The organism is Agromyces chromiiresistens (assembly GCF_029167465.1).
GTDB lineage: Bacteria > Actinomycetota > Actinomycetes > Actinomycetales > Microbacteriaceae > Agromyces > Agromyces chromiiresistens.
The window spans coordinates 112,507-136,669 of record NZ_JARFNL010000003.1; the positions used below are offsets into that span (position 1 = coordinate 112,507).

A 24,163-nucleotide genomic window follows, 5' to 3' on the forward strand; every position below is an offset into this window, starting at 1 on the left:
ACCATGGCACAGGACGACCACAGCGGCGCGGAAGTCGCCGCTGCAGACTCGTCGCACGCCGCGCACGACTCGAACGTTTCGCCGGGCACCGCGGTGATCGCCGCCGACGCGTTCGAGAATCCCGGATTCCCGCCGCACCGGCCCCGGGTGACCGATGAGGACCCGAAGCGCGACAAGCGCGCCCAGCGCACCGTCTACACGCTCTTCTACCTGTCGATCCTCGGCAGCATCTGGGCGATCGCGGCGTACATGCTCTTCCCGATCGAGTCCAACGACGTCGGCATGGTCCGCCTGAACAACATGTTCTTCGGCCTCGGTGCGACGCTCGCCCTGCTCGGCATCGGCTTCGGCGTGGTGCACTGGGGCAAGGCGGTCATGGCCGAGGTGGAGCTCGCCGACGAGCGGCACCCCATCGGCGGTTCGCCCGAGACCCAGGCCGCCGCGGCGCAGGTGTTCGCCGACGCTGACCGGGAGTCGGGCTTCACGCGACGCACCGCGATCCGCAACAGCCTCATCGGCGCCCTGCTGGTGTTCCCCCTCCCCGCGATCGTGCTCTTCCGCGGCTTCGCCCCGCAGGACGAGAACCCCGTCGAGCTGCTCAGCCACACGATGTGGCAGAAGGGCAGCCGGCTCACGCTCGACCCGTCGGGGACGCCGATCAAGGCCGCCGACGTCACCATCGGCAGCGCCTTCCACGTGATCCCCGAGGGGCTCGCCGAGCTCGAGCACGGCAAGCTCGAGGCGAAGGCCAAGGCCGCCGTCCTGCTCATGCGCCTCGACCCTGCCGAGCTCAACGAGCTGCCCGATCGCAAGGACTGGTCGTACGACGGCATCGTCGCGTACTCCAAGATCTGCACGCACGTCGGTTGCCCCGTCGCCCTGTACGAGCAGCACACGCACCACCTGCTGTGCCCGTGCCACCAGTCGCAGTTCGACGTCACGAACCACTGCGAGGTCATCTTCGGCCCGGCCAAGCGCCCGCTGCCGCAGCTGCCGATCACCGTCGACGACGAGGGCTACCTCGTCGCACGAAGCGACTTCACCGAACCCGTCGGCCCGAGCTTCTGGGAGCGCCATTGAGCACCGCACCGTCCGCCACCGCGCCGCAGAAGCGGTCGTTCACTGCGGCAGCCTCCGTCTACGTCAACGAGCGCACGAGCCTCGCGGGCTTCGTGAAGGAGCTCGGTCGCAAGGCCTTCCCCGACCACTGGTCGTTCCTGCTCGGTGAGGTCGCGCTCTTCAGCTTCGTGGTCGTGCTGATCTCGGGCACCTTCCTGACGTTCTTCTTCCAGGCGTCGATGGCCGAGGTGCACTACAACGGCTCGTACGTTCCTCTCAAGGGCGTCGAGATGTCGGTCGCGATGGCGTCGACCCTCGATATCTCCTTCGACATCCGCGGCGGCCTCTTCGTGCGCCAGATGCATCACTGGGCCGCGCTGCTCTTCGTCGCCGCCATCGGCCTGCACATGCTGCGCATCTTCTTCACGGGTGCGTTCCGCAAGCCGCGCGAGCTGAACTGGGTGATCGGCTTCACGCTCTTCATCCTCGCGATGGCAGAGGGCTTCACCGGTTACTCGTTGCCCGACGACCTGCTCTCGGGCAACGGCCTCGCGATCATCAACGGCATGATCAAGGGCATCCCCGTCGTGGGCACCTGGACCTCGTTCCTCCTCTTCGGCGGAGAGTTCCCGGGCACCGCGATCGTCGGTCGCCTCTACACGCTGCACATCCTGCTGCTCCCGGCCCTCGTCGTCGCGCTCGTGGCGATCCACCTCGTGTTCGTCGTCGTGCACAAGCACACGCAGTATGCAGGCCCCGGCAAGACCCAGCAGAACGCGGTGGGCCCGCCCATCCTGCCGATCTACGCGGCCAAGGCCGGCGGCTTCTTCTTCATCATCTTCGGCGTGCTGGCGCTCATCGCCTCGATGTTCACGATCAACCCGATCTGGAACTACGGGCCATACGACCCCTCCCCCGTCTCCGCGGGCACCCAGCCCGACTGGTACATCGGCTTCGCCGACGGCGCCCTCCGTCTCGTGCCGCCCGGCTGGGAGTTCGTCTGGCTCGACCGCACGTGGTCGTTCAACATCATCGTGCCGATCCTCGTGCTCGGCGGCTTCATCATGGCGGTGCTGATCTACCCGTTCATCGAGGCCTGGGTGAAGGGCGACAAGCGCGAGCACCACATCGCCGACCGCCCGCGGAACGCGCCGACCCGCACCGCGATCGGCGCAGCCGGTGTCACGTTCTACGCGGGCCTCTGGGCCGCGGCGAGCTCCGACATCCTGGCGACCCACTTCTCGCTCACGATGGAGGGCGTGATCCACGCGCTTCAGGCCGTCGTCATCATCGGACCGTTCATCGCGTACTTCATCACGAAGCGCGTGTGCATCGCCCTGCAGAAGAAGGATCGCGAGATCGTGCTGCACGGCTACGAGTCGGGCCGCATCGTGAAGCTGCCCGGCGGCGAGTTCATCGAGGTGCACCAGCCGCTCGACGAGTACGACCGATGGAAGCTCGTGGACTTCGAGACCTACGAGCCGCTCATGATCCGGCCGAACGCGCGCGGCAAGATCACCGTCGGCCAGCGTCTCCGCGCCTCGCTGTCGCGCTGGTTCTTCGAGGACCGCATCGCGCCAGTCACCAAGGGCGAGCTCGAGGCCGGCCACGACGGCCACCACTGACTCGCTGACTGACGGATTCGGGCACCGGGCCATGTCGATCGATTCGACCTGGCTTCGGTGCCCGAACTGTTTCAGCGATCTCGCCCCCGTCGGTGACCGCACGTTCGGCTGCACGAACGGCCATCGGTTCGACCGGTCGAAGTACGGGTTCCTCACGCTCCTGCCACCGAAGGCGCCACGCACGGTCGGCGACGACCGGTCGATGCTCGACGCACGCGCCGCGCTGCTCGGCTCGGGTGCGTACCAACCGATCTCCGACGCGCTCGCACGTCTCGCACAGGCCTCCGCCGGCTCGTCGAATGCCGCCCCGCGCATCGCCGACCTGGGATGCGGCACCGGTCACTACTCGGCCGAGCTGGCCCGGGTCATCCCAGACGCGCGCTTCCTCCTCGCCGACCGCTCCCCCGATGCCGTTCGCGCGAGTCTCCGCGCCCTGCCAGGTGAGACGGGTGTCGTGCTCGACATCTGGCGGCCACTCCCCCTTCGCTCGTCGACGGCCGACTTGGTGCTCAACGTGTTCGCGCCGAGGAACGGCGCCGAGTTCGCGCGGATCCTGCGCCCGGGTGGCCGGCTTCTCGTGATCGTGCCCACAGAACGGCACCTGCGCGAGCTTCGCGTGGCCGGGCTCATGCTCGATGTTCCTCCCGGCAAGTCGGGTCGCCTCGTGGAGCAGCTCGCGGTCGACGGCTTCACTGCCTCGGACGTGCATTCGCTCGAGTACGACCTCGGCGTGGACGCCGCCGGTCGACGACTGCTCGCGGGAATGGGCCCCGCCGCGCATCACTCGGGTGCAGAGGCTGCGGCCGCGGTCGAACCGGACGCCGCGCCGGCGAACGTGACGGTCTCCGTCGAGCTGCTCGAGTTCCAGCGGTCGGCGTCGGCGGCCTGACGCGCGCTTGGTGCATTCGTCTCCCGCTGGGTCGATACTTGCACCATGGACGATTGCTGCGTCGATGCGGCAGATGGCGCAGACCGCTACGAGCCGGTGTTCACCGGACGCTTCGCCGAGCGAATCGCCCGGCGGTATGCGAAGGACGGACTGACGCCCCCCGAGCGGCGCATCGTCGAGTTCCTGGCCGACGAGGTCGGCGTGCAGGGCGCCACCGTGCTCGAGATCGGCGGGGGCATCGGCGAGATCCAGATCGAGTTGATCAAGCGCGGCGCATCCGCCTCCGTGAACCTCGAGCTCTCGAGCGCCTATGAAGAGGTGGCCGGGCGGGTCGCCGCGAAGGCCGGTACGGCGCATGCCATGACTCGGCGCATCGGCGTCGACCTCGCGCTGCATCCGGAGGCCGTCGACGTGGCGGACGTGGTGATCCTCCATCGGGTCGTCTGCTGCTATCCCGACGCGACCCGCTTGCTCGCGGCTGCCGCAGGACGAGCACGCCGAGTGGTCGTCTTCACCCACCCGCCTCGCGATCCGCTGACCAGGCTCGCCGCGGCATCCGGAAATCTGCTCATGCGGCTGCAGCGAAAGACCTATCGCGGCTACGTGCACTCGCCCGATGCGATGGTCGCCGTGCTCGAACACCGCGGATTCGAGGCGCGCTACCGCCAGCGGGCCGGGTCGTGGCGCGTGGTCGGGGCAGTACGCGCTTGACCCCGAGAACGGCGGAAGCCCCGGACCATTGGTCCGGGGCTTCCGCCGTCGAGACGATGCTCAGCGCGCGAAGTTGCCGCGATAGTACTCGTAGACCCAGCCGACGAGGCTGATCACGCCGATGCCGACCGCGATGAAGGAGATCCAGAAGCCAACGGCGAGGCCGAGGAACATGAGCGCCGCAGCGCCGGCGAGCATGATCGGCCACCAGCTCCACGGGCTGAAGAAGCCCAGCTCGGCGTCACCGTCGTCGATGTTCGCGTCGAGACGGTCTTCTGGAAGCTCCGCACCCTGGGCGCTGTGCACCCGGCCGAGGTAGAACGCGATGAAGGCGGCGAGGATCGCGCTGAGCGTGATCGCGATCGAACCCGCCCATTCGGGCTGGCCGTACTCGAGCGTGGTCCACACCCAGTAGACGCCGGCCATGATCAGGAAGAAGACCGCGAGGATCCAGAACAGGATGACGTTGGCGCGCATTACTTGATCTCCTCCGTGGCCGCGTCGTACGTCGGCGCCTCAGGGGCGTCCTTCGCCGGTCCGATGCCGACCGGGATGCCGGCCTCGGGGTGGTTGAGGTCGAACGCCGGGCGCTCCGAACGGATGCGCGGGATCGACGTGAAGTTGTGGCGCGGCGGCGGGCAGCTGGTCGCCCACTCGAGCGAGCCTCCGTACCCCCACGGGTCGTTCACGGTGACCTTCGGCGCCCGACGGGCCGTGATGTACACGTTCAGGAAGAACGGCACGAGCGAGATCGCCAGGATGCCGGCGCCGATCGTCGACAGCTGGTTCATCCAGGTCACGTTGTCTTCGGGCAGGTACGAGAAGTACCGGCGGGGCATTCCGACGACGCCGATCCAGTGCTGGATGAGGAACGTCGTGTGGAAGCCGATGAACAGCAGCCAGAAGTGCCACTTGCCCAGCGTCTCGTTGAGCATCTTGCCGGTCCACTTGGGCCACCAGAAGTAGAAGCCCGCGAACATCGCGAACACGACCGTGCCGAACACCACGTAGTGGAAGTGGGCGACGACGAAGTACGTGTCGGACACGTGGAAGTCGAGCGGCGGCGACGCCAGGATGACACCGGTGAGGCCACCGAACACGAACGTGATGAGGAAGCCGAGCGACCAGATGAGCGGCGTCTCGAACGTGATCGAGCCTCGCCACATCGTGCCGATCCAGTTGAAGATCTTCACACCCGTCGGCACCGCGATCAGCATCGTCATGAGGGCGAAGAACGGCAGCAGCACGGAGCCGGTGACGTACATGTGGTGCGCCCATACCGTGACCGACAGGGCCGCGATCGCGATCGTCGCGTAGATGAGGGTCTTGTAGCCGAAGATCGGCTTGCGGCTGAACACCGGGAAGATCTCGGACACGATGCCGAAGAACGGCAGCGCGATGATGTAGACCTCGGGGTGTCCGAAGAACCAGAACAGGTGCTGCCAGAGGATGACGCCGCCGTTGGCCGGGTCATAGACGTGCGCGTCGAAGATGCGGTCGGCACCGGCCGCGAGCAGGGCGGCCGCGAGGACCGGGAACGCCATCAGGATGAGGATCGACGTGACGAGCGTGTTCCACGTGAAGATCGGCATGCGGAACATGGTCATGCCGGGTGCGCGCATCGTGATGATCGTCGTGATGAAGTTCACGGCACCGAGGATGGTGCCGAAGCCCGAGAGGCCGAGGCCCAGCATCCAGAGGTTGCCGCCGACACCCGGCGAGAACGTCGTCGAAGCGAGCGGCTGATAGGCGAACCAGCCGAACGATGCGGCGCCCTGCGGCGTGAGGAAGCCTGCGACCGCCATGAGCGAACCGAAGTTGAACAGCCAGTAGGCGAACGCATTCAGACGCGGGAACGCCACGTCGGGAGCACCGATCTGCAGCGGCATGAGCACGTTGGCGAACCCGGCGAACAGCGGCGTCGCGAACATGAGCAGCATGATCGTGCCGTGCATCGTGAACAGCTGGTTGTACTGCTCGCGGGTCTGCAGCAGCTCGAGACCGGGCTCGAAGAGCTGGGCGCGGATGATCAGCGCCATCACGCCGCCGATGCAGAAGTAGATGAAGGAGGTGATCAGGTACATGTACCCGATGACCTTGTGGTCGGTGGAGGTGATCCACTTGACGAGGACGTTGCCCTTGCGTTCGACCTTGGAGGCGCCGAACGGCAAGCTGCTCGACTGCGGCCGAGCCGGTGCGGTCGTGGTGCTCATTCGGCTTCTCGCTCTTCCTTCAGTTCGGGTGCGCCTGCGCCGGGCAGGTTCTGGTTGCGGTCGTACTCGCTCGACAGCTGGCCCTCCTGGCCCGCGTCGCGGAGTGACTGGATGTAGTCGTCGTATTCGGCCTGGGAGACGACCTTGACGTTGAAGAGCATGAGCGAGTGGTACTCGCCGCACAGCTCGGCGCACTTGCCGGCGTAGGTGCCCTCGCGCTCGGGGACGAACGACATGTAGTTCGTCTTACCCGGGTACATGTCCTTCTTGTAGAGGAAGTCCACCACCCAGAAGGAGTGGATCACGTCGCGCGACTCGAGCTCGATCTCGACGTTCGCGCCGACGGGCAGGTAGAGGGTCGGCAGTTCCGACTGCACGAGCGAGCCCTTCGGGCCCTCTTCGTCGAGCTGTCCCTGGATGCCGGGCGAGTAGACGTCTTCCTTCACGTAGTTGAAGTCCCACGCCCACTGCTTCGCGATGACCTCGACCTGGACGTCGACGTCGTCGGCGGCGAAGCGCTGCTCGATCTGCTCCTGGTCGCGCGCGGTGAACGCGAAGAACCCGAGCACGAGGATGAGCGGGACGATCGTGTAGAAGACCTCGATCGGCATGTTGTAGCGCAGCTGGACGGGCAGACCCGTCTGCCCCTTGCGCCGGCGGTACGCGATGACCGCCCAGATCGTGAGGCCCCAGGTGATGACGCCGACGATCAGCAGCACGACCCACGACGTGACCCAGAGGCCGCGAACGGTGTCGGTGTGATTCGTGACCGGTGCCTCGCCCTCGACGAAGCCGGGGAGGAATCCGTTGAGCTGCGCCTGCGTGCAACCGGCGAGCACGAGGCTGAGAGACGCTGCGATCGGGATAGCAGCCCATCGGAGACGGCGATTGTGGCGCACCGGTGACCTTTCGGGAGACTCGAAGGCGCTTCACAGTGAAGCGCGGTGATCGATGTCTAGCCTACTCCGACTCGGCACCCGAGGTGTGCATCCACGGCCGATGTCGGGCGCGCCGCGGGGCGGAATCATCGGTGGATCGGCCCAAATGCACGAAAGGGGGCCGCAAGATGCGGCCCCCTCTCAGGAAGATGCGGTAGCGCTCAGTGGAACGAGTCGCCGCACGCGCAGCTGCCCTGCGCGTTCGGGTTGTCGATCGTGAACCCCTGCTTCTGGATGGTGTCCTCGAAGTCGATCGCCGCGCCGTCGAGGTACGGCACGCTCATCTTGTCGACCACGACCTCGACGCCGTCGAAGTCGACGACGGCGTCGCCGTCGAGCAGGCGCTCGTCGAAGTAGAGCTGGTAGATGAGGCCGGAGCAGCCGCCGGGCTGCACCGCGACCCGCAGGCGCAGGTCGTCGCGGCCCTCCTGCTCGAGGAGGCTGCGCACCTTGTCGGCGGCGGGGTCGCTCAGCTTCACGCCGTGCGTGGTCTCGGTGATCGTGTCGCTCATGTCTCTCCTCGATGCGTCAGGAACGCGGAATCCTCGTTCCATGGTAACCGTCGTGAGCACCGCGACGGCTGTGAGTCGTCATCATTCCGTCGTGCGGGCGTCCAGTCGCGCGAGGAACAGCGTCTCGGCCAGCACCGAGCGCCGGAAGACGCCGAGGTGCAGCGACTCGTTCGGACTGTGCGCGCGCGAGTCGGGGTCCTCGACTCCGGTGACGAGGATCTGGGCGGCGGGGAACTCGTCGACGAGCTCGGCGATGAACGGGATCGAGCCGCCGACGCCCATCTCGACGGGCTCGCGCCCCCAGGCCTCGGCCATCGCGGCGCGAGTCTCCGCCACGGCCCAGCCGGTCGTGTCGACGAGGAACGGCTGCCCAGTGTCGACGTCGTCGAAGGTGAGTCTCGCGCCGAACGGTGCGTTCGCCTCGAGGTGCGTGCGGATGGCCTCGTACGCCTCCCTTGCGTCCTGCCCCGGCGCGACGCGCGCGCTCACCCGGACCTTCACACCGGGCACGAGCGTGTTCGAGGCGTTCGCGATGTCGGGGGCGTCGATGCCGGTGATCGTGATCGAGGGCTTCGCCCAGATGCGCGAGAGGATCGAGTCGCGACCGACGGGTTCGACCCCGTCGAGCAGTCCCGTCTCGGCGCGCAGCTGCGCCTCGTCGTACTCGGGCGTCTCGAAGTCGGCCGACGTCAGCCCCTCGACCGCGACGGCGCCGTCTGCGTCCCACAGTGTGTCGAGCAGCCGGATGGCGGCGAACATCGCGTCGGGCACCGCCCCGCCGAACATGCCCGAGTGCGAGGCATGGCCCAGCGTGTCGATGCGCAGGTTGAACGCGACGGCTCCGCGCAGCGCGACGGTGATCGCGGGCGTCTCGAGGTCCCAGTTGCCGGAGTCGGCGACGATGATCGCATCGGCGGCGAGGAGCTCGCGGTGTTCGCGCAGGAAGTTGCCGAACGACTGCGAGAGGTACTCCTCCTCGCCCTCGATGAAGACGGCGATGCCGAGGTCGAGGTCGGGGCCGAGCGCCTCGGTGAGGGCGCGGATCGAAGCGACGTGCGCCATGATGCCGGCCTTGTCGTCGGCCGCACCGCGGCCGTACAGCCGGTCGCCGCGGAGGGTCGGCTCGAACGGCGCGGAGTCCCAGTCCTCGTCCTTGCCGGGGGGCTGGACGTCATGGTGAGCGTAGAGGAGCACCGTCGGGCGGCCGTTGCGCGCGGCACGGTGCGCGATCACGGCGGGCGCGCCGAGCTGCGGCTCGGCATCGTCCTCGGCGCCGGCGACCGGGGCGCGGCGGACATCCACGAGGTCGAAGACGCCGAGCCCGCGGACGAGTTCGGCGACGGCTTCGGCGCTCGCGTGCACGTGCGCCGGGTCGAAGGCCGGCCACGACACCGACGGGATCTTCACGAGACAGGTGAGGTCGGCGATCGTCGACGGGAAGCCCGCCTCGACGGCCGCCCGCAATTCGTCGGCCTTCGGGGTGGTCGCCGCGGATCCCGCAGCGGTGAGGAGAGAGTCGGTCATGCCGGTAATCTTAAGGGGAACCGATTCGAGGGATCCCGTGGCAAAGCACCCCAACAGCACCGATCAGCCGAGCGCCGAGTCGCTCGAAGAGACCCAGGCGCGCCTGAAGCAGGGCGGCAAGGGCGCCCCCACCCCGACGCGCGCCGAGCGCGAGGCCGCGAACAAGCGCCCGCTCGTTCCGAACGACCGCAAGGAGGCGGCGAAGCAGGCCCGCGCGAAGGCGGCCGATGCGCGCGAGAAGGCCCGCGTCGGCATGGCGATGGGCGACGAGAAGTACCTGCCCGCCCGCGACCGCGGCCCGCAGAAGAAGTACGTGCGCGACTACGTCGACGCACGCTTCAGCGTCGGCGAGGTGCTCATCCCCGTCATGTTCGCCGTGATCGTGCTGACGTTCATCCCGAGCGCCGAGATCCAGGCGGCGAGCATCATGCTGCTGTGGGCGTTCTTCCTGATCGCGCTCGTCGACGTCGTCATCCTGGGCTTCACGCTGCAGCGGAAGCTCACGGCGAAGTTCGGCGAGGGAAAGGTCGAGCGCGTGCGCTGGTACGCGGCGATGCGCGCCCTCCAGCTGCGTGCGCTCCGTCTTCCGAAGCCTCAGGTGAAGCGCCGCCAGTACCCGGCCTGAGCACGGTTCAGCGCCGATCGACTCCGTCACGGCCCGGTCGAGGGATGCCTCGTGCCGGGCCGTCGTCGTCTCACCCCCGTGCGAACGCCCCGAGCCTGATGAACGGCACGCGCATCTCCTCGTCGGTGAGCGAACCGTGCTGCCCGATCATCTTCTCGGCCTGCCGGTCGGCGAGTCGGGCGTCGTAGTAGGCGATGCCGGCCCGCGCCGCGACCAGCAGGTCGCCGATGCGCGGTGCGACCACGGGGTCGACGTGGCCGAAGAGCCGCGCCCCGATCGCCTCGGCGCGGGTCATGACCCATGCCCGGCGCGACTCCGCTTCACGCCACGCTGCGACGACCGACGCACGCTCGGGTTCGTCGAGGCCGGGTTCGAAGTAGAGCTGCAGGCAGCGCGGCTCGCCGCCGACGTGCCGTACGCCGTCGACGAGCGCCGGCCTGGCGTCCACGAACACGTGCCGGTGCGCGGGAACGTCGACCACGCCGTGGTCCGCCGTGACGACGAGGCCCGTGCCACGAGGCATCCGCTTCTCGAACGACGCCGCCTCGGCGTCGAGCTGTTCGAGGAGCCCGAGCCAGCGGTCGGACTCCCAGCCGTGCGCGTGCGCGGCCTGGTCGAGTTCGGGCACGTAGAGGTAGACGAGCGCCGGTTCGCCGGACGAGAGCACGTCGAGCGCAGCGGAGAAGCGATCGGAGATCGACGCGCCGGCCACGTAACGGGCTCCGCGCAGCACTGCGCGCGTGAATCCCGAGTCGACGTACCGGGGTGCGCCGATCGCGACGGCGTCGACCCCTCGCTCCCCTGCCGCCTCGAAGACCGTGCCCCGTCGTTGCCAGGTCTCCGGTCGCATCCGGTCGTCCCAGCCGTTCAGCTGGTTCACGAGGCGATCGTTCGCCCCGTCGAGCGTGCGGTAGCCGACGAGGCCGTGCTCGCCGGGACGCGCAGCCGTCGTGAGGCTCGCGAGCGCCGCCGCCGTCGTCGACGGGAAGACGGTGCGCGCGACATCCCGCTTGCCGAACCGCGATGCGAGGAAGCGGGCGTGACCGGCGCGGCCCCGGAGGTTCGCGGCGCCGAGCCCGTCGACGAGCAGCACCACCGCGCTGCGCGACGCCGGGAAGCCCAGCGGGTTCGCCTCGCCCGAGAGGCTCGCGAGGCAACTCTCGAGCACCTCGGTGAGGTGCGGAGGCGTGTCGGCGGGCACCGGTAGCATGGCAGACATCGCGCCCAGTCTGGCATAGGCAGGGCGCGCCCCCGTTCCACCGCGTGCTCGGCACGCACGGCACAGAGAACACGGATGACCCGAGCCAAATCGCAGCCAGCCGACGACCCGATCGTCGAGCGCATCGAAGACGTCGACGTCGCCACCGAGATGCAGGGCTCGTTCCTCGAGTACGCCTACTCGGTGATCTACTCGCGCGCGCTTCCCGACGCCCGTGACGGACTCAAGCCCGTGCAGCGTCGCATCATCTACCAGATGACCGAGATGGGCCTCCGGCCCGACAAGGGCCACGTGAAGTCGGCCCGAGTGGTCGGCGAGGTGATGGGCAAGCTCCACCCGCACGGTGATACGGCGATCTACGACGCGCTCGTGCGCATGGCGCAGCCGTTCACGCTCCGGGTGCCGCTCGTCGACGGCCACGGCAACTTCGGTTCGCTCGACGACGGCCCCGCGGCCCCGCGGTACACCGAGGCCCGGCTCGCCTCCCCCGCGCTCGCGATGGCCGAGGGACTCGACGAGGACGTCGTCGACTTCGTGCCGAACTACGACAACCAGCTCACGCAGCCCGAGGTGCTGCCGAGCGCGTACCCGAACCTGCTCGTGAACGGCGCCAGCGGCATCGCCGTCGGCATGGCGACGAACATGGCGCCGCACAACCTGATCGAGGTCGTCGGCGCGGCGCGTCATCTCATCGCGCATCCGAACGCGACGCTCGACGAGCTCATGGAGTTCGTGCCGGGCCCCGACCTGCCGACCGGCGGCACCATCGTCGGCCTCTCCGGCATCAAAGACGCGTATGCGACCGGCCGCGGCAGCTTCAAGACCCGTGCGAAGGTCTCGGTCGAGCAGCTGACGGCGCGCAAGACGGGGCTCGTCGTCACCGAGCTCCCCTATCTCGTCGGCCCCGAGAAGGTCATCGAGAAGATCAAAGACGGCGTGAACGCCAAGAAGATCAACGGCATCTCCGACGTCACCGATCTCACCGACCGGGCGAACGGCCTGCGACTCGTCATCGGCATCAAGACCGGCTTCAGCCCCGATGCGGTGCTCGAACAGCTCTACCGGCTCACGCCCCTCGAGGACTCGTTCAACATCAACAACGTCGCACTCGTCGACGGCGGGCCCCAGACGCTCGGCCTCCGCGAACTCCTGCAGGTGTACGTCGGCCACCGCATCGCGGTCGTCACCCGGCGGTCGGAGTACCGGCTGGCACGTCGCCGTGAGCGCCTGCACCTCGTCGACGGCCTGCTCATCGCGATCCTCGACATCGACGAGGTCATCCAGGTCATCCGCTCGAGCGACGACACCGCGGCTGCTCGCACCCGCCTGATGGAGGTGTTCGACCTCAGCCAGGTGCAGGCCGAGTACATCCTCGAGCTGCAGCTGCGCCGGCTCACGAAGTTCTCCCGCATCGAGCTCGAGGCCGAGCGCGACCGGCTCCGCGCCGAGATCGAGGAGCTCGAGACGCTGCTCGCGAGCCGCCACCGCATCGAGGCGCTCGTCTCCGACGAGCTCGCCGAGGTCGCCGAGCGGTTCGGCACCCCTCGCCGCACGCTCCTCACCGATGCCCGGCCGTCGATCGCGGGAGCTGCCGCCAAGCGCGCCGCAGCCGTCCTCGAGGTGGCCGACGTGCCGTGCCGCGTCTTCCTCTCGGCGACGGGGCGCATCGCCCGCGTGGACCTTCCCGAGGGTCCCGACGGCCCCCCGTCGATCTCCCCGCCTGCCCGGCGCAGCAAGCACGACGCGATCCGTTCGTCGCTCGACACGACGAGCCGTTCCGAGATCGGCGCGGTGACGAGCCTCGGCCGCCTCATCCGGTTCACGCCGGTCGACCTGCCGATGCTGCCGCCGACCTCGGTGCAGCTCGGCGCCGGCGTGAAGATCGGCGACTACCTCGCCCTGCCGAACCGCGACGAGCGCGTCCTCGCCATCGTCTCGCTCGACGCCGACCGCTCGATCGCGCTCGGCACGAAGCAGGGCGTCGTCAAGCGCGTCGCGACGGGGGCCTATCCGAGCAAGCCCGAGTTCGAGGTGATCGGGCTCAAGGCGGGCGACGAGGTCGTCGGCGCCGTGCAGGGCGACGAGACCGACGAACTCGTGTTCGTGGCTTCCGATGCGCAACTGCTGCGGTTCCCGGCTGCGTCGGTGCGCCCGCAGGGCTGCCCTGCCGGCGGCATGGCCGGCATCAACCTCGGCAGTGGTGCGCACGTCATCCACTTCACGAGCGTGCCCGCGGTCTCCGCCGAAGCGACCGTCGTCGTCACTGTCGCCGCTTCGAGCGACACCTTGCTCGGCACCGACCCCGGCAGCGCGAAGGTGAGCGACTTCGGCGAGTTCCCCGCGAAGGGCCGGGCGACGGGCGGTGTGCGCGCGCAGCGGTTCCTCAAGGGCGAGGACGCACTGCACCTCGCGTGGGTCGGCGTTTCGCCCGCCTTGGCCGTCGGCACGGACGGCTCGTCGCGCGACCTGCCCGATTCCGGTGCGAAACGGGATGCCTCGGGGCAGGCGCTCGGCGCGGTCATCGGCGCGGTCGGCCGGCGGATCGGCTGATCGCCGAGGTCAGCGGTCGGCCGTCCCGGCCGATCCGATTCGCGCCGCCGGGGTGACCCGGCGAGTCGGTCACGGCGTGTTCGGCGCTGGTCGACACCGATGCGCCGGCGATCGCACGACACCCCGCCTCCGGCGTTGACCGGAGGCGGGTCGGGACGGACGATCAGGCGTCGATGCGGTCCCGCTCGAGGGCGTCGGAGCTCTCGATGATGAATTCCTTGCGCGGCGCGACGTCGTTGCCCATGAGGAGCTCGAACACACGACCCGCGTTCTCGGCGTCGCCGATGCCCACCCGTCGCAGCGTGCGGTGCCGACGGTCCATCGTCGTGGTGGCGAGCTGATCAGCGTCCATCTCACCGAGTCCCTTGTAGCGCTGGATCGGGTCCTGGTAGCGCTTCTTCTGCTTGTCGAGCCCGGCGAGCACGCCGGCGAGCTCCGCTTCGGAGTACGTGTAGATCGTCTCGTTGGGCTTCGAGCCGGGGTTCATCACCACCACCCGGTGCAGCGGCGGCACCGCGGCGAACACACGACCCTCTTCGATCATCGGGCGCATGTAGCGGAAGAAGAGCGTGAGCAGCAGCGTGCGGATGTGCGCGCCGTCGACGTCGGCGTCGGCCATCAGGATGACCTTGCCGTAGCGGGCCTGCGAGAGATCGAAGCTGCGTCCCGAGCCGGCGCCGATCACCTGGATGATCGACGCGCACTCGGCGTTGCCGAGCATGTCGGCCACGCTCGCCTTCTGCACGTTCAGGATCTTGCCTCGGATGGGCAACAGCGCCTGGTGCTCGCTGTCGCGCGCGAGCTTCGCGGTGCCGAGCGCCGAGTCGCCCTCGACGATGAAGAGCTCCGAGTGGGCGACGTCGTTGGAGCGGCAGTCGACGAGCTTGGCCGGCAGCGACGAGCTCTCGAGCGCGTTCTTGCGCCGCTGCGTCTCCTTGTGGGCGCGTGCGGAGATGCGCGACTTCATCTCGGCGACGACCTTGTCGAGCAGCAGCGCCGACTGCGTCTTGTCGTCGCGCTTCGTCGACGCGAAGCGCTCCTTCAGCTCCTTCGTGAGCACGTTCGAGACGATGCTGCGCACGGCGGGCGTGCCGAGCACCTCTTTCGTCTGGCCCTCGAACTGCGGCTCGGGAAGGCGCACCGTGATCACGGCGGTGAGACCGGCGAGCACGTCGTCCTTCTCGAGCTTGTCGTTGCCCGCCTTGAGCCGGCGTGCGTTCTGCTCGACCTGCTGCCGCAGGAACTTCAGCAGGCCCTGATCGAATCCGGCCTGGTGCGTGCCGCCCTTCGGCGTGGCGATGATGTTCACGAACGAACGCATGACGGTCTCGTAGCCCGTGCCCCAGCGCAGTGCGATGTCGACCTCGCACTCGCGGGAGAGCTCGGTCGGCACCATCGCCCCCGTCTCGCTCAGGACGGGCACGGTCTCGGTGAAGTGACCGGAGCCGGTCAGGCGCCAGATGTCGGTGATGGGCGAGTCGGGCGAGAGGTGCTCGACGAACTCTGAGATGCCGCCCTCGAACTGGAAGGACGTGGTGTGCGGCGTCTCGCCGCGCTCGTCGGTGACGTCGATCGCGAGTCCCGGCACGAGGAACGCCGTCTGCCGTGCCCGGCCGAGCAGCTCGTCGGTCTGGAACTCGGCGCCCTTCGTGAAGATCTGGCGGTCGGCCCAGTACCGGATGCGCGTGCCGGTCACGCCCTTGGCGACCTTGCCCACCACGCGCAGCTCGCTCTGCTTCTCGAAGGGGGTGAACGGCGCTTCGGGCGAGGGCGAACCCGAATCGGCGAAGACGCCCGGCTCACCGCGGTGGAAGGACATCGCGTACGTCTTGCCGTCGCGGTCGACCTCGACATCGAGTCGCTCGCTCAGGGCGTTCACGACCGAAGCGCCGACGCCGTGCAGGCCGCCCGAGGCCGCGTACGACCCCGACCCGAACTTGCCGCCGGCGTGCAGCTTGGTGAAGACGACCTCGACGCCGGTGAGCCCCGTCTTGGGTTCGACGTCGACGGGGATGCCTCGTGCCCGGTCGCGCACCTCCACGCTGCCGTCGGGGTGGAGCAGGACGCCGATCTCGGTGCCGTGACCGGCGAGCGCCTCATCGACCGAGTTGTCGATGATCTCCCAGAGGCAGTGCATGAGCCCGCGCGAGTCGGTCGAGCCGATGTACATGCCGGGGCGCTTGCGCACCGCCTCGAGCCCCTCGAGGACGGAGAGATGGCGGGCGGAATAGTCGGAGCTCACGTCGAACAAGCCTAGTGAGCGCGGCCGACACCGGAGTGCAGGCGCTACGCGCTGAGCGAAATGCCCGGCGGAACGGAAGTCCCCCGCTGCTCCGCGTGTTTTCATTGATGAACGGAAGATCGAGCATGAGCGACGGAGGAGGAGCCATGACCCAGTACACCGAAACCACCGGTGCGGTCGAAGTCGAGACCCCCTACGAGCTCACGGCGCTCGACCGCTGCGACGCCTGCGGCGCCCAGGCCTACATCCGCGTCGTCGTTGCGAGCGGCGAACTGCTGTTCTGCGCCCACCACGGCCGCAAGCACCAGGAGAAGCTCTCGCAGATCGCACAGAGCTGGCACGACGAGAGCGATCGCCTCCTCGCCGACGACCGCAACTGACGACCTGACGCACGACACGAGCAACGCCCCGGCAGGACCGGGGCGTTGCTTCGTTGCGGGGCGGTGGCGGCCGCCGAACGCTCAAGCGTCGGGCGCCTCGACGCCGGCGGCGCGTGCTTGCACCGAGCGTGCCGCGGCCGCGTAGCCGTCGACCTCCTCGGAGCGCCCCCCGGGCGTGTAGTCGACCCCCGCGCGCTCGGCCATGATCGTCAGCAGGCGATCGGCGAAGGCCGGGTTCTTCGCGAGCACGGGGCCGTGCAGGTGGGTGCCGAACACCGAGCCCATGACCACGCCCTCCTGTCCGGAGTCGCGGCCGTTGCCGCCACCCGCGAGCACGCGGCCGAGGGGCGAGCCCTCGGCCCCGATGTAGTCGCGCGCATGGTTCTCGAAGCCGACGAGCATGCCGAACGCGGGTGAGCGCACGACGAGGTCGCCCGTGACGCGCTCGGCACGCGGCACGGCCCGCCCCGGGAGGATGCCGAGTCCCTCGATGCTGCGACCGTCCCCGGTCTCGATCCCCCAGCTGAGCAACTCCCAGCCGGTGCCGACGCCGAGGATCGGTACGCCCTCGGTGCCCCACCGCCGGAGTTCGTCGTGGAGTCCGAGGAGCCGTTCGCGGCTCGCCTCGAGCGAGGCGTCGCTGCCGGAGCCGAGCACGACCGCGTCGACGCGGTCGGGCAGCACGGCGGCGTCGTCGACGGCACGGACGTCGGCCTCCAGGCCCGCCCACCGCGCGCGCATCGCGAGCACCTGCGCGTTCTGCGCGTCCCCGTTGGTGTTCTGCAGCGTCGGCAGCAGCGAGACGATCGTGAAGCTCATTCGGTACCCGTCAATCCGAGGTGCGCCCTCGTGCGGCGCATCGAGTCGGCCGAGAAGACGATCGTCTTCACGCCGGCGGTCGGCGCGGGTGCAGCGAGGAAGTCGTCGAGCGCGCGCGCCAGGTCGGGCTCGATGCGATCGATGCCGACGCCGTCGTAGGCGAGCATGAGCGCGGCCTCTGCCGCCTTCGATCCGCTGACGATCGCAACCCGTCGGAGCGACGACGCGTCCGCCGGCCAGAAGTACGACGGATCACGGACGTCGGACCCGATCGCGAAGAGGATGTCGCTCGTGCCGGGTTCGATGCTGTCCACGTTGAGCTGGTAGCTCGCAGGGTTCTGCACGAGCACGAACTCGACCTCCTGTCCTCGCACGGTCACTCGCTCGCCCCGGCCGAACACGGCGGGGATCGCGTCGAGCGCTCGCGCCGCGGTCTCGCCCGAGAAGCGTTCGCCGAGAACGGCCTTCGCCGTCGAGTACGCTGCCGCGGCGTCGACCGCGTAATGCGTTCCGCGTGCCGGCAGCCCGGCGACGACCCGACGACCTTCGTCGAGGAGCGTGGTCGTGCGACCCTCGACCGAGTCGATCACGACTCCTGCGGCGGGGTCGAGACGCGTCGTCGACGTCTCGGTGTAGCCGAGCCCCCGCGGCGCCGCGTCGAGGACCGATTGCGAGACGCCGAAGCGTCGCACCGAGACATCCGGCCCGACCTTCTCGGCGAGCCGCTCGAGGTAGGCGTCGTCGGCGTTCACGACGACCGACTCCCCCGCCCGGGCGGCGATCCGGCCGAGCATGCCCGCGACCATCTCGGAGTCGTGGAACCGGTCGATCTGGTCGACCATCACGTTCGTCAGGCAGACGACGCGCGCATCGACGCCCTGCATGACGAGCGCGCCGTGGCCCTCGTCCATCTCGAGGACGGCGACCTCGCCCGGCACCCGGCCCCGCCAGTCGGCCTGCTCGAGCAGCGCCGAGGTCAGCCCCTGGCTGATGTTCGCGGTCGACGGGTTGGTGAACACGTCGACGCCGTGCTCGCGGAGGATCGCGACGAGCATCTTCGTCGTCGTCGACTTGCCCGCCGATCCGGAGACCACGACGAGCCCCTGCGGGAAACCCGACAGGGTGCGCTTCAAGTAGTTCGGCGCGATCCGGTTCACGACCAGACCGGGAACGGCAGAGCCGCCGCCCGGCTTGCGCAGCCGGGCGGCGAATCTGGTGAGTCTGCCGACGAGGATCGCCGGCCCATAACGCAGGGATCCAGCGCGCACCGGCGGCCTACTCGAGGTAGTCGCGCAGCGACTGCGACCGCGAGGGGTGGCGGAGCTTCGCCATCGTCTTCGACTCGATCTGGCGGATGCGCTCGCGGGTCACGCCGAACGTGTCGCCGATCTGGTCGAGGGTCTTCGGCATGCCGTCGCCGAGGCCGAAGCGCATCCGGATGACGCCCGCCTCGCGCTCGCTCAGGGAGTCGAGGAGCGACTCGAGCTGCTTCTGCAGCATCGTGAAGCCCACGGCGTCGGCCGGCACGACCGCCTCGGTGTCCTCGATCAGGTCGCCGAACTCGCTGTCGCCGTCCTCACCGAGCGGCGTGTGCAGCGAGATCGGCTCGCGGCCGTACTTCTGCACCTCGATGACCTTCTCGGGGGTCATGTCGAGTTCGCGGCTCAGCTCTTCGGGCGTGGGCTCGCGCCCGAGGTCCTGCAGCATCTGGCGCTGCACGCGGGCGAGCTTGTTGATGACCTCGACCATGTGCACGGGAATGCGGATGGTGCGGGCCTGGTCGGCCATCGCGCGCGTGATCGCCTGGCGGATCCACCACGTGGCGTAGGTCGAGAACTTGAAGCCCTTGGTGTAGTCGAACTTCTCGACCGCGCGGATGAGACCGAGATTGCCCTCCTGGATGAGGTCGAGGAACTGCATGCCTCGACCCGTGTAGCGCTTCGCGAGCGAGACGACCAGACGCAGGTTGGCGCCGAGCAGGTGGCTCTTGGCGCGCTGGCCGTCCTTCGCGACCCACTGCAGCTCGCGACCGAGCTGCGACCGCTTCTCGGTGTCGCTCATCTGCGACAGCTTCTCCTCGGCGAAGAGTCCCGCCTCGATGCGCATCGCGAGCTCGACCTCTTCGGCCGCGTTCAGGAGCGCGACCTTGCCGATCTGCTTGAGGTAGTCCTTGACCGGGTCGGCCGTCGCGCCCGTGATGGTGGACGAGTAGACCGGCACCTCGTCTTCGTCGTCGGAGGCGCGCAGCACGAGCGCACCCGTCGGGTGCGGTTCGATGGCGACGGGCTTCGCGTCGTCGTCCTCGTCGGTCGCCTCGTCGTGGGCCCCCTCGGCGGCGTCGGTCTCGACCACCTCGAGGTCGGCGGGGTCGACCTCGTCGTCCTCTTCGTCGTCGGCGGCCTTGCCCTTCGCCTTGGTGCGGGGCTTCGCGGCGCTCTTGGCCGTGCTCGTGCGAGGCGTCTTCGACGCCGTCGTGGTCTTCGCAGCCGCCTTCGCGGCGGGCGCCTTCGCAGGCGCCTTGCTCGCAGTCGACTTCGCGGCGGTCTGGCGCTTCGCGGCCGGCTTCTCAGCCTCGGCCTCGGCCTTCGCCTTCGTCGTTGCCATACGTTTGAACCTCTCCTACCGTCGCGCGGCGTGTGCCCTCTCGGAAGGCGCGGCTCGTGCATTCGGTCCGGTCGTTTTCGGACACTATGAGGACCCATGTCAAGTCCGCGTGGATGGCACGGTCTCGATCGTGCCCGCGAACCCGAACGGGTCCTGCCTTAATTATACAGGTCCTGAACGATCGACGCGCACGCCCGACGCCCCGCCGCACATCCACAGACAACGTCGGCGGGCCACCCGCCATTCCCCGGATCGGACGGTCCTCGCGTTCAGGCGCCTCGCGGGGGTTCGTCGTCGCGCGACCGACGGAAGGCCAGGAACTTCTCGAGCTCTGCCGCGATCTCGTCGGCGCTCGGCAGTTCGCCGTCCTCGTCGGTGAGCGGGGATCGCAGGGTCGTGCCCTCCATGTAGGCGTCATGCCGCCCCTCGAGGGTGCCCACGAGCTTCGCGAGCTCGCCGTTCTCGGCGACCTGCTCGTCGATTCGTGCGATGAAGTCGCGCCCCTGCTCGCGGAGCGCGTCGGTCGGGAAGATGCGACCCGTCGCGGCACTGATCGCCTCGAGGGCGGCGATCGCGGCCGACGGATACTCGGTGTCCGCGAGGTAGTGCGGGATGAGCAGCACGAAGCCCGTCGTCGGATGCCCGAGCTCGACGAGCCGGTACTCGACGAGGTGCAGCGCGTTGCCCGGCACCTGGGTCGTCGGACGCCAGACGGACATCGTGTCGATGAGCTCGTCCCGGTTGCCGCTCACGGTCACGCGGATCGGGCGCGTGTGCGGCACCGGCATCGGAATCGAGTTCACCCAGGTCGTCGACGCCACCTGCAGTTCGTCGATGAGCTGCAGCACGGCCGCCGTGAACCACTCCCACTTGAAATCGGGTTCGAAGCCGGTGAGCAGCAGGAAGGGCCGGCCGAGCTCGTCGCGCGCGAGCTCGAGCTCGAGCCGCGGAGGCGTGTACTCGGTGAAGTGGTCGCCCTCGAAGAGCATGATCGGTCGCCGAGCACGGTAGTCGAGGAGCTCGTCGACGTCGAAGGTCGCGATCGATGTCGTCTCGAGCGTCTCGCGCAGGTACTCGGTCGTCTGCGCGACCGCCCCGCCGGCGTCGGCGAAGCCGGTGAGCCCGGCGACGAGCGGGAGCCCCGGCGGCACCGACACGTCGACGTTCAGCTCGTACAGGGAACGTGGATCGCGCATGTTTCCAGCCTACTGACGCGGTGCCGGCGACCCGCCGCCGACGGAGCCGCGCCGTGCATGCCCAGAGCGAACACGTAACATCTGGAGCCATGACCGTTCCCGCGCTCTCCGTGATCGACTCCCCCGCCGCCTCCGCCGACGCCGACGTCGTGCTCCTCGTCGCCAGGCAGGGGGCCGACGGCGTCGAGCTCCTCGCGCCCGAGGGCTTCGACTGGGTGCGCCCGCAGATCGTCGCGCTCGGCGCGACCGGCGCGGCGGAGGAGCTGACCCGGCTCCCGGGCGCCGACGGCGGGCCGCGCGTCGTCGCGGTGGCCGGGGTGGGCGACCGAGCGGATGCCTCGAGCCTGCGCCTCGCCGCGGGTGCCGCCGTGCGTCGCCTCGGCAAGGCCGAATCGGTGGCCGTCGCAGTCGCGCTTGGCGACGCCGACGCCGTCGCCGCACTGCTCGAGGGCGCCGCGCTCGGCGCCTACGCCTTCGACGAGTACCGCAGCGAGGCGAAGCCGCGGGTCACGCGCATCGACCTGCACTCCGAACTCGGCGCCGAGGCGGTGGGACTCGACCGGCTCCGCTCCGTCGTCGCCGCCGTGGCACGCACGAAGGACCTTGTGAACACGTCGCCCTCGGAGCTCTTCCCGGCGAGCTTCGCCGAGCTCGCCGTCGCCGCGGCCGCCGAGGTCGGCGTGACGGCGACGGTCTGGGACGAGCGGGCGCTCGCCGCCGACGGCTTCGGCGGGATCCTCGGCGTCGGCCAGGGCTCCAGCCGCGGGCCGCGCCTCGTGCGCCTCGAATGGGCTCCGGCCGAGGCATCCGCCCACCTCGCGCTCGTGGGCAAGGGCATCACGTTCGATTCGGGCGGCCTCTCGCTGAAGCCGATGCTCTCCATGGTGGGCATGAAGACCGACATGGCCGGCGCCGCCGCCGTGCTCTCCGCGATGATCGCGTTCGCCGAGCTCGGACTGCCCATCCGCGTGACCGGCTGGCTGTGCCTCGCCGAGAACCTGCCCTCGGGTACCGCGACCCGGCCCAACGACGTGCTCCGCATCCGCGGCGGCAAGACCGTCGAGGTGCTCAACACCGACGCCGAGGGGCGGCTCGTGCTCGCCGACGGCCTCGTGGCCGCGAGCGAGGAGCAGCCCGACGCGATCGTCGACGTCGCGACCCTCACCGGTGCGCAGATGGTCGCGCTCGGCGGGCGCATCTCCGGCCTGCTCGGCGAGGACGAGCTCGTGGCACGCGTCCGGTCCGCGGCGGACCACGTCGACGAGGCCGTCTGGCCGATGCCGCTGCCCAAGGACCTCATGCCGATGCTGAAGTCCGACGTCGCCGACCTCACCAACACGAAGCTCGGCCAGACCGTGCCCGGCATGCTGCTCGCCGGCGTCTTCCTGCAGGAGTTCGTCGGCACGCGCGAGGGCACCGAGGAGCGGATTCCCTGGGCGCACCTCGACATCGCCGGCCCTTCGCACAACTCCGGCGCGGGCTGGGGCTTCACCGGGACGGGAGCGACCGGGGCGGCCGTGCGCACCCTCGTCCGTCTGGGCGAGGAGCTCTCCGCCAAGTAGTAAGGTCGTTCAGGGCGAGAACGTCGCCCGAACGCCTGCCTGGGCGACACGCCCGTGGCAGTCCGTGTCGCAGATCAGGTGCGCAAGGGAGATTGCGGTTGTCCGAGCAGAACTTTGACATTGTCGTCCTCGGCGGGGGCAGCGCGGGCTATGCCGCAGCGATCCGCGCCGTCGAACTCGGCCTCACCGCCGTGGTGATCGAGAAAGACAAGCTCGGCGGCACGTGTCTGCACCGCGGATGCATCCCCACGAAGGCGCTCCTGCACGCGGCCGAGGTCGCCGAGGTCTCGAAGGAGTCCGCGAAGTACGGCGTGAAGGCCGCGTTCGAGGGCATCGACATGGGCGGCGTCACCGCCTACCGCGAGGGCATCGTCTCGAGCAAGTGGAAGGGCCTCCAGGGTCTCCTCAAGGCGCGCGGCATCCTCGTCGTCGAGGGTGAGGGCCGCCTCGTCTCCGCGAACACCGTCCAGGTCGGCGACGACCGCTACGTCGGCAAGAACGTGCTGCTCGCAACCGGCTCGTACTCGCGCTCGCTGCCCGGTCTCGAGATCGGCGGCCGCGTCATCACGAGCGAGCAGGCGCTCGAGCTCGACTTCGTGCCGAACAAGGTCGCCGTGCTCGGCGGCGGCGTCATCGGCGTCGAGTTCGCGAGCGTCTGGCGCTCGTTCGGCGCCGAGGTGACCATCATCGAGGCGCTCCCCCACCTCGTCCCGAATGAAGAGGAGTCGGTCTCGAAGCAGCTCGAGCGCGCGTTCCGCAAGCGCGGCATCGACTTCTCGCTCGGCATCCGATTCCAGAGCGTCACGCAGAACGACCAGGGCGTCGTCGTCACGCTCGAGAACGGCACGACCTACGAGGCCGACCTGCTGCTCGTCGCCGTCGGACGCGGCCCCGTGACGCAGAACCTCGGCTACGAAGAGGCCGGCATCACGATCGACCGCGGCTTCGTCATCACCGACGAGCGCCTCCAGACGAGCGTTCCCGGCGTGTACGCCGCGGGCGACATCGTGCCCGGCCTGCAGCTCGCGCACCGCAGCTACCAGCAGGGCATCTTCGTCGCGGAGGAGATCGCGGGCCTCAGCCCGATCATCGTCGAGGACGTCAACATCCCGAAGATCACCTACTGCGAGCCCGAGGTCGCCTCGATCGGCTACACGGAGGCGAAGGCCGCGGAGAAGTTCGGCGCCGACCAGGTCAGCTCGTTCGACTACAACCTCGCCGGCAACGGCAAGTCGAGCATCCTCGGCACCGGCGGATCGATCAAGGTCGTCCGCGTGAACGACGGCCCCATCGTCGGCGTCCACATGATCGGCGGCCGCGTCGGCGAACTCATCGCCGAGGCGCAGCTCGCCGTGAACTGGGAGGCGTACCCCGAGGACATCGCCCCCTTCATCCACGCGCACCCGACCCAGGGCGAGGCGTTCGGCGAGGCTGTGCTCAAGCTCGCCGGCAAGCCGCTGCACGCCATCTGAGTCCGCTGCCCGCCCCCACGACT

20 protein-coding genes are annotated in these 24,163 nt (G+C 69.2%); 9 read left to right on the top strand and 11 right to left on the bottom strand.

The window, feature by feature from the left end:
* Window positions 1-3 precede the first annotated feature (3 nt).
* From qcrA to PX701_RS06465, 4 genes are read left to right on the top strand one after another with little or no spacing between them, the layout of a single operon-like run.
* Entirely contained in the window at window positions 4-1,080 is a 1,077-nt protein-coding gene (qcrA, locus tag PX701_RS06450; RefSeq protein ID WP_231431063.1) for a cytochrome bc1 complex Rieske iron-sulfur subunit, read from the top strand.
* Complete coding sequence (gene qcrB / locus PX701_RS06455) at window positions 1,077-2,684, top strand: cytochrome bc1 complex cytochrome b subunit (protein ID WP_275505826.1); 1,608 nt, start codon at window positions 1,077-1,079, stop codon at window positions 2,682-2,684. The genes qcrA and qcrB overlap by 4 nt, the downstream gene beginning before the upstream one ends.
* A 31-nt stretch (window positions 2,685-2,715) precedes the next feature.
* On the top strand, window positions 2,716-3,573 hold the full coding sequence (locus tag PX701_RS06460) for a methyltransferase domain-containing protein (protein WP_275505827.1): 858 nt from the start codon (window positions 2,716-2,718) through the stop codon (window positions 3,571-3,573).
* A 45-nt stretch (window positions 3,574-3,618) separates the two neighbouring features.
* Window positions 3,619-4,284 (top strand): SAM-dependent methyltransferase, encoded by a 666-nt coding sequence (locus tag PX701_RS06465; RefSeq protein WP_231431066.1) that lies wholly within the window; start codon window positions 3,619-3,621, stop codon window positions 4,282-4,284.
* A gap of 60 nt (window positions 4,285-4,344) precedes the next feature.
* On the opposite strand, the gene PX701_RS06470 is transcribed toward PX701_RS06465, so the two are convergent.
* From PX701_RS06470 to PX701_RS06490, 5 genes are all read right to left on the bottom strand, one after another.
* Entirely contained in the window at window positions 4,345-4,761 is a 417-nt protein-coding gene (locus PX701_RS06470; protein WP_231431067.1) for a cytochrome c oxidase subunit 4, read from the bottom strand.
* A complete protein-coding gene (gene ctaD, locus PX701_RS06475) occupies window positions 4,761-6,497 on the bottom strand; it encodes an aa3-type cytochrome oxidase subunit I (RefSeq protein ID WP_231431068.1) in 1,737 nt (578 codons plus the stop codon). Before ctaD ends, PX701_RS06470 begins: the two co-directional genes overlap by 1 nt.
* Window positions 6,494-7,396, bottom strand: coding sequence for an aa3-type cytochrome oxidase subunit II (gene ctaC, locus PX701_RS06480; protein ID WP_231431069.1), 903 nt, complete (start codon window positions 7,394-7,396; stop codon window positions 6,494-6,496). The genes ctaD and ctaC overlap by 4 nt, the downstream gene beginning before the upstream one ends.
* Before the next feature lie 200 nt (window positions 7,397-7,596).
* Window positions 7,597-7,947, bottom strand: coding sequence for an iron-sulfur cluster insertion protein ErpA (gene erpA / locus PX701_RS06485; protein ID WP_231431070.1), 351 nt, complete (start codon window positions 7,945-7,947; stop codon window positions 7,597-7,599).
* 81 nt (window positions 7,948-8,028) lie between these two features.
* A complete protein-coding gene (locus tag PX701_RS06490) occupies window positions 8,029-9,471 on the bottom strand; it encodes a dipeptidase (RefSeq protein ID WP_275505828.1) in 1,443 nt (480 codons plus the stop codon).
* A gap of 37 nt (window positions 9,472-9,508) precedes the next feature.
* On the opposite strand from PX701_RS06490, the gene PX701_RS06495 reads away from it, so the two are divergent.
* A complete protein-coding gene (locus PX701_RS06495; protein ID WP_231431072.1) occupies window positions 9,509-10,096 on the top strand; it encodes a DUF3043 domain-containing protein in 588 nt (195 codons plus the stop codon).
* 70 nt (window positions 10,097-10,166) lie between these two features.
* On the opposite strand, the gene PX701_RS06500 is transcribed toward PX701_RS06495, so the two are convergent.
* The gene (locus PX701_RS06500; protein WP_275505829.1) at window positions 10,167-11,315 is read right to left on the bottom strand and encodes an alkaline phosphatase family protein; all 1,149 of its coding nucleotides are present in this window, start codon (window positions 11,313-11,315) and stop codon (window positions 10,167-10,169) included.
* Between the two features lie 75 nt (window positions 11,316-11,390).
* On the opposite strand from PX701_RS06500, the gene PX701_RS06505 reads away from it, so the two are divergent.
* The gene (locus PX701_RS06505) at window positions 11,391-13,865 is read left to right on the top strand and encodes a DNA gyrase/topoisomerase IV subunit A (RefSeq protein ID WP_231431074.1); all 2,475 of its coding nucleotides are present in this window, start codon (window positions 11,391-11,393) and stop codon (window positions 13,863-13,865) included.
* 163 nt (window positions 13,866-14,028) lie between these two features.
* Here PX701_RS06505 and PX701_RS06510 read toward each other — a convergent pair whose 3' ends face one another.
* Window positions 14,029-16,107 carry a DNA gyrase/topoisomerase IV subunit B gene (locus tag PX701_RS06510; RefSeq protein WP_231431075.1) on the bottom strand — a complete coding sequence of 693 codons (2,079 nt, stop codon included), beginning with the start codon at window positions 16,105-16,107 and terminating at the stop codon, window positions 14,029-14,031.
* A 146-nt stretch (window positions 16,108-16,253) separates the two neighbouring features.
* On the opposite strand from PX701_RS06510, the gene PX701_RS06515 reads away from it, so the two are divergent.
* The gene (locus PX701_RS06515; RefSeq protein WP_231431076.1) at window positions 16,254-16,487 is read left to right on the top strand and encodes a DUF7455 domain-containing protein; all 234 of its coding nucleotides are present in this window, start codon (window positions 16,254-16,256) and stop codon (window positions 16,485-16,487) included.
* A gap of 81 nt (window positions 16,488-16,568) precedes the next feature.
* On the opposite strand, the gene PX701_RS06520 is transcribed toward PX701_RS06515, so the two are convergent.
* From PX701_RS06520 to PX701_RS06535, 4 genes are all read right to left on the bottom strand, one after another.
* The gene (locus PX701_RS06520; protein ID WP_231431077.1) at window positions 16,569-17,306 is read right to left on the bottom strand and encodes a type 1 glutamine amidotransferase; all 738 of its coding nucleotides are present in this window, start codon (window positions 17,304-17,306) and stop codon (window positions 16,569-16,571) included.
* The gene (locus PX701_RS06525; protein ID WP_231431078.1) at window positions 17,303-18,463 is read right to left on the bottom strand and encodes a Mur ligase family protein; all 1,161 of its coding nucleotides are present in this window, start codon (window positions 18,461-18,463) and stop codon (window positions 17,303-17,305) included. Before PX701_RS06525 ends, PX701_RS06520 begins: the two co-directional genes overlap by 4 nt.
* 118 nt (window positions 18,464-18,581) lie before the next feature.
* Complete coding sequence (locus PX701_RS06530; protein ID WP_231431079.1) at window positions 18,582-19,910, bottom strand: RNA polymerase sigma factor; 1,329 nt, start codon at window positions 19,908-19,910, stop codon at window positions 18,582-18,584.
* Window positions 19,911-20,179: 269 nt separating this feature from the next.
* Window positions 20,180-21,106 (bottom strand): proteasome assembly chaperone family protein, encoded by a 927-nt coding sequence (locus PX701_RS06535; protein ID WP_275505830.1) that lies wholly within the window; start codon window positions 21,104-21,106, stop codon window positions 20,180-20,182.
* A gap of 89 nt (window positions 21,107-21,195) precedes the next feature.
* Between PX701_RS06535 and PX701_RS06540 the strand changes: the two genes are divergently transcribed.
* Both PX701_RS06540 and lpdA read left to right on the top strand, forming a co-directional pair.
* Window positions 21,196-22,668: a leucyl aminopeptidase gene (locus tag PX701_RS06540; RefSeq protein WP_275505831.1), complete on the top strand. Its 1,473-nt coding sequence runs from the start codon at window positions 21,196-21,198 to the stop codon at window positions 22,666-22,668.
* A gap of 98 nt (window positions 22,669-22,766) precedes the next feature.
* Complete coding sequence (gene lpdA, locus PX701_RS06545; RefSeq protein WP_231431082.1) at window positions 22,767-24,140, top strand: dihydrolipoyl dehydrogenase; 1,374 nt, start codon at window positions 22,767-22,769, stop codon at window positions 24,138-24,140.
* Window positions 24,141-24,163: the final 23 nt, after the last annotated feature.